The sequence below is a fragment of the Acidobacteriota bacterium genome (assembly GCA_040756905.1).
GTDB lineage: Bacteria > Acidobacteriota > Aminicenantia > JBFLYD01 > JBFLYD01 > JBFLYD01.
Genome location: JBFLYD010000011.1, coordinates 16364 through 28167 on the forward strand (window position 1 = coordinate 16364; position 11804 = coordinate 28167).

The following is an 11804-nucleotide window of genomic DNA, read 5'->3' on the forward strand; positions in this document are numbered from 1 at the left end:
GGATTTTCAATAATTCAATCAATGCATAATTTATCCAATAACGAAATAAGAAAGACGAAAATCCAATTAATTGTAGTGGTTATATTTTTGTTATTCTTATCAACTATTCTTCTTTCCCAGATCACCAATGTTCCATATGGATCGAAAGAATATTATAAACAATTAGGAGATTTCTACCTCGATAAATTGGAATATGAAGATGCAATTAATTGTTATAAAAAGCTTCACAATAAGTCAAAAGATAAAGGAATTCGAAGAGATATAGGATATGCCTATCTTCAATTAGGCGAATACGCAGAGGCTGAAAAATTTTTAAAAGAGGAGATTCTATTATTCCCGGAGGATTATGATTCCCTTTTACTCCTTGGTTGCCTCTATTTCAGGCAGGGGAAGAAAAAGGAAGCTTTGGAGATATTCATGGATCATCTTGCCAAAGATAAAACACTTAAAAAATCAAAAGTCAGTCTGAAAGGACTATCTCACCTGGGACTGGCAGAATACGCTCTTGGGCTTTATTATAAGAATGAGGGAGACTGCAATAAGGCAGTCAAATACTTTTTGAACTCATTAAACAGAGGGTTTGACCCAGTTAAAAATATCGTTCAAAGAGCCGATACTTTTATCTTAAGGAATGACCTCTCCTCAGCCCTGAAAGAGATTGACTTGGGAATCAATGACTATGGCAACCATAACGAGTTTTATTTTATGAAGGGATATATTCTCTATAAGATGGGTAAGATTGAAGAAAGCCTTGAAAATTTCGTGCTGACTGTGAGATTAGAGCCAGGATTTAAAGAAGCCAGGATAAATATAGGTACTATTTATTATAATCTTGGAAATTATGAAGAAGCTTTTAAAAGGTATAAAACTTTGAAAATTAGGTTTCCCGATGATTCTTTAATAAAAGATTATTATGCATACGCCCTCTTAAAAATGGGTAAGCCTTCCTTATCAGATGCAGAATCAATTTTTACTGCAGTTAGGTATCAAACCCAGATAGTTCCTGATAAAATTCCTCTTACAAAAGAATTTATTGAGAAAAGCATACCAGAGTTTAAATATGGATTAAGAAACAGTAAAAGATATATACTTAATGCATTGACTGCTGATGGTCTCAATCTGATTCGAAATGGATTAATAAAAGAGGGGCTCTCGAAATTTCATACTGCACTCCAGATAGACCCCAAATCTCCTGAGGTAAACTATAATGTTGGTCTTATTTATCTTAATCTGGAAGATTATGAAGATGCATATTTATATGCTCAGCGAGCTGTGGATACCAAAAAATTTTATCTTGAAGGCTACGATCTCCTTGGAAATGCATACTTTAGATTGGAAGAATTTGATAAATCTATTCAGGCTTTTAAGAAAACTGTTCAATTAAACTCTGATGATGCGCAGGCTTATTACAATCTGGGATGTGCCTTCTTTGCGGCGAAACTTTACCGAGAAGCAGAGGATGCATGGCTTACTGCTATTCAGGTTGATGAGAGACGCGAGGAAAAAGGAGAAGATATAATGGACAAAACCTCAGGGGAAAAAAGTGAAGTATATGTGAAAGTTTTAAAAAGAACAATATCCTTTCATTCATACAAATCTCTTGGTTATTTGTATGCTGAAACAAGAGAACTTGAAAAAGCAATTAAAAATTATAACAAAGCCCTTGGGATTTTTCCCACTGATGCGGATTGTTACTATGAATTAGGAAAATTATACCTAAAAATAGGAGATAAACAGAATGCCATTAAATATCTCAAAAAATACTTAGAATATGGCACAGAAAAAGAAAAAGAGGTGAAAGAATTACTGAAAAAACTCTTCAGGTAGTTTTTTTGTCGATGAAGCCTTTCCAGAATGTCATCCAGAGGATTTTAAAATCGAGCATCAATGACCAGTTTTCAATGTAATAAAGGTCATATTCCAATCTTTTATCCAAGGGGGTATTTCCCCTTAAACCATGAGCCTGAGCCCATCCGGTCATTCCTGATTTAACTTTGTGTCTTAACATATAATGGGGAAAATATTTTTTGAAAGACTCGACAAAATAAGGTCTCTCTGGTCTTGGTCCCACTAAACTCATGTCCCCTTTCAAAACATTATAAAGTTGTGGAAATTCATCTATGCTTAATTTCCTTAAAATTTTCCCTATCGGAGTGATTCTCGGGTCATCATCTGCAGCCCAAACAGGACCTGTTTGTCTTTCTGCATCCTCAATCATTGTTCTGAATTTGTAAATTTTAAATTGTTTTCCATCGAGTCCGACTCTTTCTTGCTTATATATAATTTTTCCTTTTGAAGTTAGTTTGATTAATAAAGCGGTGAGTAAAAATACAGGGATAAGAATTATCAGGCAGACAAAAGAAATTATAATATCGATGATTCTCTTTAAGACAGATTTCCATCCCATAAGAGGGATATCCATTAAATTTATTACAGGGATACCTTCAAATTTATCAATTCCTGTCTTTAGAGTAAGATATTGGAGCATGTCAGGCACTAAACGCAGTTCAACAATATTTTCATTGGCAATCTTAATGATGTCGATAAACTTATCGTAAAGATGCAGGGGTAATGCTATAAATATTTCTTTGATGTTCATTTCTTTTACAATCTTAGATAATTGATTGGTTTTTCCTAATATGTCTTCTCCTCCCTTCTCATCATCCACAAAACCTACAAATTTATAACCAAGGTCTTCGTATTTTTTTATTTTTTCAGCTATCATCTGACCTGTCTCCCCTGCTCCTATTACAAGGGTGTTTCTTTTGTAGTTTTTTCTGTAAGCTGCTCTTATGGTATTCCATACAAATCCCCTTGAGATGAAAATAAAAAAGAAGCCGAGGACGGCATAAACAAGAAGGAATAAATGGGATATTTCAAATTTAGTTAATCTGTAACTCCTCAAATAGCTCAAAAATCCAAGAGCAACCAGATTAGTTATTATGATGTTGATGAATATTGTAAAAAGATCCTCAGACCTGGGTCTTTTTAATTTTATTTTGTAAAATCTTTGAAAATGAAATACAATTATGTGAATAAAAAGAAAAAGAAATATGGAATTAAGGTAATATCCGAACTCGGGTATACCTTTTGGAGCAGGAAGAAAAGTAAAGAACCTTACAAAATAGGCTAATATAAAAGAAATGATGATTGAAATTGCATCGCTTACCAAAAAGAAAAAATTTAAAGGCTGATGTCTTTTAACTATCATTTTTCTCTAAATTTTTCGATTTTCTCATCGATTGATTTTCTTATTCTATCTAAAAACTTATCATAAGAAAAATTTAATGTCCAATCTCTAATTTTTTTAAAATTAAATTTAATTTTTTCAAATTTGTCAATAGCACTTATAAGGCTTTCTATATTTAATTTTTCAAAAAAAATTCCTGTCTCATTTTCTAATATTGTCTCGGTTGCTCCTCCTTTTCTAAACGCAATAACAGGAGTCCCGCAAGCCTGCGCTTCTAAAGGAGCTATTCCAAAATCTTCCTCCCCTGGGAGAAGAAAACATTTTGCTCTTTGATAGAAGAATTTTAAATCAGAATCTGATACAGAGCCGAGGAATTCTACATTTTTTCCGGCCAATTTCTTCAGCTTTTTGTAATCCGGACCATTCCCTACAATTTTCAGTTTTTTGTTAATTCTGTTAAATGCTGAAATTGCGAGGTCAATTTTTTTATAGGGAACAAGAGCTGATACTATTAAATAATAATCCTCCTTTTCTTCGTAAAGGGTAAAAAATTCCGTATCGACCGGAGGATTTATAACCTCTGCTTCTCTTCCGTAGTATTTCTTTATTCTTTTTGCCACATGGTAGGAATTTGAGATGAAGTAGTCAACTCTGAGTGATGTAGCCTGATCCCATGTTCTTAACCAGTTCATGATTGACGGTATGAATATTTTTTTAAATAGTGACATCGATGGTTGAGGAAAATAATAATGGTAAAGATCCCAGGCATATCTCATCGGAGTATGACAGTAACAGATATGGAGAGAATGAGGATGGGGGATTATTCCTTTCGCAACACAATGGCTTGAGCTTATTATAAGGTCGTATTTTTCTAAATTGAAAAGTTCAATTGCTATCGGATATAAAGGGAGATAGTTTCTGTAGAATTTTTTGATGAAAGGAAAATTCTGTAAAAAACTCCAATGTATTTTTTTATCCTCGATAATTTTACTCTGAGAGCCTTTGAAATGAAACAGGGTAAAAATATCGGCATCAGGGAAAAGAGTTACCAGAGCTTCTAACACTTTTTCTCCACCTCTTCTTCCTGTAAGCCAGTCATGGATTAATGCAACTCTATTCATTTTTACCTATAATTTCATATAATTTCAATGTTTTCAAGGCATTATTTTTCCATGAATATTCTTTAGCAATTTCCTTCCCCTTTTTTATTAATTTTTCTTTTTGCATTTCATTGGATAGTAATTCTTTTGCTTTTTCAAAGAGTTCATTTTCATCTAAGGGGTTAAAATAGATAGCGCCATCTTTAAGGATTTCTGGAAGAGAGGAAAAATTTGAGCTTAACACAGGAATACCCATTGCCATAGCCTCGAGGGGAGGGATTCCAAACCCTTCATATAGGGATGGAAAAATAAATAGAGAGGCTTGCTCATAAAGAGAAATCAACTCAGATTCACTGACATAACCTTTAAAAATAACTTTTTCATTCAAATTCAATTCATCCACAATTTTAACAAGCTCTCTGTATGGGTTACCTCCAACAATCATTAATTTATGAGGGAAGGATTTTTCTAATTTTGAATAAGCTTTTATTAATGTTTCTAAATTTTTATGTTTTTTTATGTTGCCAGTATAAAGAATGTAAAGGCCTTCTTTTTCTCTAACTTGTATTTGTAGATCTTTAAAGAATCTGTTATCGATTCCGTTGTATATAACCGAAATCTTATCTCGAGCTTCAGGAAAATGCCTCAGGATGTCTTTTTTAGAGTTTTCAGAAACTGTTATTATCAATCGTGATTTTTTGCATGCTGCACCGATGAAATATTTTGCGTAATAAAAGGCCAGAGGATTGGGCAGAAATTCAGGAAAGAGTATGTGAATTATGTCATGGATGGTTGTAATTATTTTCCCTTTATAGAGAATTGGAATTACATAGTGTGGTGAATGGAATACATCGGGTTTAATCTTTTCAAGGATTAACGGCAATTTTAATTGTTCTGACATAGAGTATTTACCAGCAGTTGCAGAAACAAAGTTAAAATTTTCAGGAAATTTCCCCTTTAAGCCTTCAAAATCTCTTTTATAGCCCAAAAGATAATATTCATTTTTTAAATCGAGCCTTGAAATTTCAGTAAGAAGGTTGGCTATATAGTTTCCAATTCCGAAATCGTTTATTTTTCTTATGTCAAAAGCAATTTTCATGACATAAATTTTTTAAGATTGACAGGGGTTAACCTTAGTAATAGAGAAGATGCAAGAAAGAATATCCCCTGAAAAATGGCAAGTTTTATCAAGTCGAAATCTTTTAATACGGTTAAATAAAAGGCATTGAGAATCAAAAGGATTGCAAACTTTCCAAAAATCTTTAAATTATTTGAATCAAAAACTTTCATTCTTAAAAGATAGAATAAACTCTGGCTGAAATCAAACAAATATGTAAGAATCAAGCCAGCTGCAGTGCCATTATATCCATATAAATGCGTAAGCAAAAAGATTGAACCTAAGCCTACTACTGTGCTCCTTACCCCTATCCAGAAAACTTTTTTTTGAAAATCTAAACATATCAGGGTCTTCTGGAAAATTTCATTCATGTACCATAGGATAATCATAAAAGAGAGGATTTTAAGAGGAAATGAAGAATGAATGAATTCTTCGGGAAGTCGTAAGAAACGGATGATTTTTTCAGGATAAAAAAAGCTTAAAAGAAAAGGAAGGATAGAAATCCAGGTAGTTAGGTTTAAAAAGAAAGAAAAGTATCTTTTGAAATTTTGATATTCTTTTGACTTCAAGCCGCTAAGGATAGGAACGAGTGCTTGAGATATACTCATTGGTATTATCCCCCACACTAATATTAACTTTGATGCCATCGAGTAGATTCCTGTGTCAGCTGGATTCCTGAGAATGGAAAGAGTAATGATGTCTATTCTCCAGAAAAATGAATAGATAAAAAGAATCCCTGAAAATGCAAATATTTCTTTGATCAGTTCTTTTAAAAATTTTAAATCAAGAGACAATTTTTTTGAAGACACTTTGAAATAGTAGAATGAAATAAATAGAATTGATGCCAATATTTTTGAAAATAGGTAAATGATTGAAAGATATACAATTCCTTTTCCTCTGAGTAATCCATAGATACTGAAGAATAACTTAAACACATTTTCAAGAAGAATTCCTGCTCCATAGATTTCAATTCGATTGAGACCATTGTAAATTCCTTCAAAAGAAACATTAATCGAATGAGCAATTAAAACAAATGAACTTATGTAGATTGATTTTCTTACGACATCAGAATAGGGAAGAGAAAAAATAATTAAATCGATTATTAAAATTAAAAAAAGAGAAGCTGAAAAAGCTACTGTTACCGATGATAAAAAGTAAAGGTCTTTTTTCTCAGGAGAAATCGGAATCTGTTTTGAAAGATATGTATTCAAACCGAGCTCTGAAAATATTTGAAATAATGTGAGATATGTAAATATTATGTTAAATTCGCCCATGCCCTCGGCTTTTAATTTTAACGCTACATAATAAATGATTATAAAAGTTGAAAGGGGAGCTATTATTTTTGTGAAAAAGAGAATAAGCGAGTTTTTCCCTACTTTTTCAATCAATTAATCAATTCCAATAAAGATGAGATAGTCTTCCGGGCTGTATTCTCCCATGAGAATCCTTTTGTATATTCAGCAATTTCCTTTCTTCTTTCTGTACCTAACTTCATATTAAGAATCTCTAAAATTTGAGAGCTTATCTCAGATGGGTTCATTTTTTCAACAAAAAAGGCTACATCCTTAAATATCTCAAGATAGCACAGATTTTTATAAAGAAGTGCGGGCAATCCGCAGGCTAAAGCTTCAAGCACAGGAAACCCAAACCCTTCATACTCGGATAAAGATACAAAGAGGTCTGAAGTATAATATTGTTTCACTAAATCTTCATCCTGTAGATATTCGATGAAATAAACCTTTTTTTCAATTCCTAAATCTTCGCAAATCCTTTTAAAATCAATTTTAGGGAATGTTCTGTTTTCACCGATTATCTTCAGGGTTACATCAGGGTTTTTCTCGATTATTTTTCTGAAAGATTTGAGAAGGAGTGGAATGTTTCTTCTTTGAAATAGAGCTCCCACTGTTAGTATTGTTTTTCCCTTTCCCTTCTCCAGATCGATGTATTCTTTAAAGTGAAAGATTGGTTTAACACCATAAGGAATTACTCTTATTTTCTTCTCCTCAGTTTTGTAATGTTTGATGATTTCGTTTTTAATAAAATCCGTTCCAGTGAAAATTGTTTTCGCTTTTTTTGATGAATATTTTGCAAGGAATCTCCTCTTGAATCCTTCTTTTTTATTGAACCATTTTCGGTTGTATTCGAATGATAGATCATGAAGCGCAAATGCTGTTGGGACAGATGTTAATAGAGGAATTGAATAAGATGGAGAAAAGTAAAGGTCAAGATTTAACTTATTAATTATGTTTAAAATGCCCACCTGCTCCCATACCCAGTTTTTTGTTTTCTTTTTCACAAGTATTTTTTCAAAATTTGGCGAATCCAAAAATTTTAATTCAGGAATTTCATTTCTGAAAAAAAGGAAAAATTCTATATTTAAACTTGCCCAGTTTTTAAGAAGCCCCTCTAAGTATCTCCCCACCCCTGTTGGGTTTCCTTCTAACTCTCTGGAATCAATTCCAATTCTCATAAAATCTCCTGGTAAAAACTAAGGGTTTCTTCAGCAGCTCTTTTCCAGGAGAATTTTTTTACTGTATCTTTTCCTTGTTTAATCAATTCCCTCCTTAAATCTATATCAGTTAAAATTTTTTCTAATTTCTCTGCCATATCTTCTATATCATTGGAGTCAAAGTACAAAGCTGAATTTTCTGCAACTTCAGGAATTGAAGTTGTTTTTGAGGCTGCTACTGGCACACCTGATGCTATCGCTTCTAATAAAGGAAGACCAAACCCTTCCCATAAGGATGGAAATACAAACGCCAAACAGAGTTTATAGAACGAGGGAAGCTCATCCTGTTTTACATAACCAATAAGAGAAACTTTCTCATTAATTTTCAGTTTATTTACCTCATAAATTATTTCTTTTTTATGAGCTCTTCCATCTCCAATAAGCAGGAGTGATAAATCATTAATTTTTCTGCAAACTAAAGAGAATGCTTTTAATAAGTTTATAATATTCTTTCTCTTTTCAAGATTTCCAACAAAAAGGATAAAATTTTTTGGGAGATTGTATTTAGATTTAACACTATTTATTTCTTCATCAGGAATGAATTCAGTGAATATTTTATTAACACCATGATGGATAACTCTTATCTTTTTCTCCAGGATTTCAAATCTTTCAAGTACATCTTTTTTTGTAAAGTATGAAGGAGTTATTATTCCATCAGAGATTTTTATGCTCTTTTTTATTTTCTTTGCATAGTCTCTTTTTATCTCTCTTTCGCACCACTCTGGCTTTTCTAAGAAGAAAAGGTCATGGACAGTTATTACCTTTTTCCCTTTTGTGGGTATGATAAGAGGAGTTGGTGAGTGGCATACATCTATTTTTTCTTTAAAAAATAAATCAATTTTTGGAAACGATAAATTATTCCATAGGTAATTAAGAGCATTTACAGATATCCGAACATCTACCAATTTATATTTCGAAAATTCAGGTATTTTTTCTTCTGGGAATCTATCCTTAACTGAACCTGAGAACAGATAATATTCGTTTTCTTTATCTATTTCTGCTAAGTTTTCAAGGAGGTTTTTAAGATATACTCCCACTCCTGTTTCTTTCTTGATAAGAGGCCTTACATCATATGCAATTCTCATTTAGCTCAATTTAATTTTCCCTTCCCTAAAAGTCAAGTTGCATTTTTTTATTTAATTTTTTGAAATCCCCCTTAACAATTGTTAGTTATTTTTATATAATTCATATAGATTTTTGAGAAATTTTGATTGATAAAAGAAGAATGTTAAGTTTATGGAAGAATGGATATATTTAAGATTAACCGGGAGTTGTTAAACAGATATGAATGAAACAGAAAAGATTGAGTTTAAAAAGTCAGTAGGGGAGTGGAAAGAAATTGTAGAAACGGTCTCAGCATTTTCTAACACAAATGGAGGGGAAATCTTTGTAGGAGTATCAGATTCAGGAAATGTAGTTGGTATAAAAGTTGGCAAAGATACTATTGAAAATCTAACAAGCAAGATTATTAACAATACAGACCCAAAAGTTTATCCAGAAGTTTCCTTTGAGAAGAAAGAAAATAGAAATGTTTTAGTTATAGATGTTAAAGAAGCATCTGATAAACTGGTATTAGCCTTTGGAAGACCATTTAAAAGACTTGGTAAATCTACTGTCCGAATGTCAAAAGACGAATACGAAAACGCAATTATTGAAAAGCACAAAGAAGAATTTCGTTTTGATAATCAAATCTGCAAAAACGCTGGCTTGCAACACATTAATAAGATTAAATTTAAAACTTTTTTGAAAACAGCTCGTATTGAAAGAGGACTCGATATAAGTCCGAATGTTCCGTTGAGTGAAGCTCTGATGCGTTTGAATCTTCTAAAGGATGGTAATCTGACAAATTCAGCTATATTATTGTTTGGCAAAAATCCTCAAAACTTTTTTATTCAAGCAGAAGTTAAATGTGTTCGATTTAAAGGTACTACCGTCACAGGCATGATAATTGATATGAAAGATATTGGTGGAAATTTGATTGAACAAATAGTTGAAACAGAAAAATTTATATTTAATCACATTTCTCTAACTTCCTGGATTGAAGACGGTAAAATTGAGAGGCAAGAGAGATGGGAATATCCTCCAAAAGCAATAAGAGAGGCACTTGTTAATGCTATCGCCCATCGTGATTATCGCTCTACATCCAAGGTGCAGGTGAGAATCTTTGATGATAGAATAGAATTCTGGAATCCGGGAAAACTGCCAGAAGGTTGGACAGTGGAGAAGTTAAAAGAAAAACATGAATCAAGACCTTTTAATCCACTTATAGCAAAAGCATTTTTCTGGATCAAATACATAGAAGAGGTTGGCACAGGAACAAACAAGATAATTGATTGGTGCAAAGAGTGGAACCTGCCTGAGCCAGATTTTGAATATACAGGCACAAGTATTGTAGTTACTCTTAGGAAATCGAAATTGGCAGAGGAATATTTGGCATCTTTAGATTTAAATGAAAGGCAAAGAAAAGCAATTAACTATATTATAGAACAGGGTAATATTGATAGAAAAATTTATTGTAACATTGGCAACATTAAAAAAAGTTTGGCTTCTAAAGAATTGAGTGAAATGGTAGAAAAAGGTATACTCAATGTAGAAGGTAAAGGCAAAGCTACTCGTTACCTTCTACAAATAAAGTGAACGATTTTGGACGATTAGAGGACGATTAGAGGACGATTTTAAGTTAAATAATGCGTTAGATTCAAAGGATGTTTACCTATGGCAAAGATAGACATCAAAAAAACTGAACTTGTCTGGCTTGATAAGTATAGTGAAGATGGCAAACTAAAACCTGTTGAAAAGCCAGGTTCATACTCTTTTCAAATTGTTGAGGTTATAAACGAACCAAGAAAGGGGAAGCCGAAGCCAGAACAAAAAAAGGCCGATTATGAATATACTCTCAGAGAAGATACAGTTAATATTGCTTTTTTAACTCAAATGGCTAACAGAAAGATTTCTAGTAGTTCTCCAGAGCAATATTTATTATCAATTGATCAGGCAAAGTTAGGAAAGCAATTTGTCCCCTTGGATAGAAATTTGTGGAAGATTGAAAATTATAAAAATTTCCTTCAAAAATGCTGCAAAATTATTGTAGAAACAGTAAATGCCTATTTTAGATCATTAGGATTGAGTAATATTTATGAATAAAGATAATTACAAACCTAAGAGAGAATATAAACCAACTGAAGAACTTTAAGTTAGAGAAGGGGTGAAAATAAATGAATAAACAATCGTCTTTTACTATTCGCGACCTACCAAAACCTGAAAGACCACGGGAGAGGCTCAAAAAATTCGGTCCGGAGGCACTCTCTGCTTCCGAACTTCTGGCTTTAGTTATTGGACGAGGCATCCCTAACAAATCTGTGATGAATATTGCACAGGAGTTATTATCAAAGTTTGGTAGTATAAAAGCCATAAGTCAAGCAACCATAGAAGAACTATCCCAGATAAAAGGAATCGCTTTTGCAAAGGCTGCTCAGATAAAAGCCTGTTTTGAATTAGGCAAAAGGCAGGATTTAGAACCAGAAATAAAAGATTTTGATATCAAAAACCCGCAAAGTGTAGTTAATGCTATCCATAAAAGCATTCAAGATAAGGCTAAGGAACATTTTAAACTTATTCTCCTTAATACACGCAATAGAATCATAGGCATCTCTACAATCTCTGTAGGCACACTCAATGCTAATCTGGTTCATCCACGGGAGGTATTTAAAGAAGCTATAATCCATAGCGCCGCTTCAGTAGTTTTAGTTCACAATCATCCTTCTAGCGTGACTTTACTAAGCAAGAGCGTCGCATAAGAGACAATCTATTGAAATTATTAGAACAAACGATCTTTTCAATTGTATACACTGAATGGGATATTGGTTTTTAAATCAACTTCAAGCAAAC

At 32.6% G+C, this 11804-nt stretch carries 10 protein-coding genes; 4 read left to right on the forward strand and 6 right to left on the reverse strand.

Annotation, left to right across the window (positions count from 1 at the left end; genetic code table 11):
• The first annotated feature begins 21 nt into the window (after nt 1–21).
• Nucleotides 22–1827: a tetratricopeptide repeat protein gene (locus AB1410_01435; GenBank protein ID MEW6455363.1), complete on the forward strand. Its 1806-nt coding sequence runs from the start codon at nt 22–24 to the stop codon at nt 1825–1827.
• Here the strand turns inward: AB1410_01435 and AB1410_01440 are convergent.
• The 6 genes from AB1410_01440 to AB1410_01465 are packed head-to-tail and all read right to left on the reverse strand — an operon-like array spanning nt 1820 to nt 9001.
• Entirely contained in the window at nt 1820–3211 is a 1392-nt protein-coding gene (locus AB1410_01440; protein MEW6455364.1) for an undecaprenyl-phosphate glucose phosphotransferase, read from the reverse strand. The two genes, AB1410_01435 and AB1410_01440, sit on opposite strands and share 8 nt — an antisense overlap.
• Nucleotides 3208–4311, reverse strand: a complete 1104-nt coding sequence (locus tag AB1410_01445; protein MEW6455365.1) for a glycosyltransferase — start codon at nt 4309–4311, stop codon at nt 3208–3210. The genes AB1410_01440 and AB1410_01445 overlap by 4 nt, the downstream gene beginning before the upstream one ends.
• A complete protein-coding gene (locus AB1410_01450; GenBank protein ID MEW6455366.1) occupies nt 4304–5389 on the reverse strand; it encodes a glycosyltransferase family 1 protein in 1086 nt (361 codons plus the stop codon). Before AB1410_01450 ends, AB1410_01445 begins: the two co-directional genes overlap by 8 nt.
• Nucleotides 5386–6795, reverse strand: coding sequence for a flippase (locus AB1410_01455; protein ID MEW6455367.1), 1410 nt, complete (start codon nt 6793–6795; stop codon nt 5386–5388). The genes AB1410_01450 and AB1410_01455 overlap by 4 nt, the downstream gene beginning before the upstream one ends.
• On the reverse strand, nt 6792–7877 hold the full coding sequence (locus tag AB1410_01460; GenBank protein ID MEW6455368.1) for a glycosyltransferase family 1 protein: 1086 nt from the start codon (nt 7875–7877) through the stop codon (nt 6792–6794). Before AB1410_01460 ends, AB1410_01455 begins: the two co-directional genes overlap by 4 nt.
• A complete protein-coding gene (locus AB1410_01465) occupies nt 7874–9001 on the reverse strand; it encodes a glycosyltransferase family 1 protein (protein ID MEW6455369.1) in 1128 nt (375 codons plus the stop codon). Before AB1410_01465 ends, AB1410_01460 begins: the two co-directional genes overlap by 4 nt.
• A 199-nt stretch (nt 9002–9200) precedes the next feature.
• Between AB1410_01465 and AB1410_01470 the strand changes: the two genes are divergently transcribed.
• The 3 genes from AB1410_01470 (at nt 9201) to radC (ending at nt 11713) form a co-directional block, all read left to right on the forward strand.
• On the forward strand, nt 9201–10553 hold the full coding sequence (locus AB1410_01470; GenBank protein ID MEW6455370.1) for an ATP-binding protein: 1353 nt from the start codon (nt 9201–9203) through the stop codon (nt 10551–10553).
• 78 nt (nt 10554–10631) lie between these two features.
• The gene (locus AB1410_01475) at nt 10632–11060 is read left to right on the forward strand and encodes a hypothetical protein (GenBank protein ID MEW6455371.1); all 429 of its coding nucleotides are present in this window, start codon (nt 10632–10634) and stop codon (nt 11058–11060) included.
• 71 nt (nt 11061–11131) lie between these two features.
• Nucleotides 11132–11713 (forward strand): DNA repair protein RadC, encoded by a 582-nt coding sequence (radC, locus tag AB1410_01480; protein ID MEW6455372.1) that lies wholly within the window; start codon nt 11132–11134, stop codon nt 11711–11713.
• The last annotated feature ends 91 nt before the right edge of the window (nt 11714–11804 follow it).

Coding starts and splice junctions, on each gene's coding strand:
- AB1410_01475 (MEW6455371.1), top strand. CDS start 10,632: ATGGCAAAGATAGACATCAAAAAAACTGAACTTGTCTGGCTTGATAAG.
- AB1410_01445 (MEW6455365.1), bottom strand. CDS start 4,311: ATGAATAGAGTTGCATTAATCCATGACTGGCTTACAGGAAGAAGAGGT.
- AB1410_01450 (MEW6455366.1), bottom strand. CDS start 5,389: ATGAAAATTGCTTTTGACATAAGAAAAATAAACGATTTCGGAATTGGA.
- AB1410_01435 (MEW6455363.1), top strand. CDS start 22: ATGCATAATTTATCCAATAACGAAATAAGAAAGACGAAAATCCAATTA.
- radC (MEW6455372.1), top strand. CDS start 11,132: ATGAATAAACAATCGTCTTTTACTATTCGCGACCTACCAAAACCTGAA.
- AB1410_01460 (MEW6455368.1), bottom strand. CDS start 7,877: ATGAGAATTGGAATTGATTCCAGAGAGTTAGAAGGAAACCCAACAGGG.
- AB1410_01440 (MEW6455364.1), bottom strand. CDS start 3,211: ATGATAGTTAAAAGACATCAGCCTTTAAATTTTTTCTTTTTGGTAAGC.
- AB1410_01465 (MEW6455369.1), bottom strand. CDS start 9,001: ATGAGAATTGCATATGATGTAAGGCCTCTTATCAAGAAAGAAACAGGA.
- AB1410_01470 (MEW6455370.1), top strand. CDS start 9,201: ATGAATGAAACAGAAAAGATTGAGTTTAAAAAGTCAGTAGGGGAGTGG.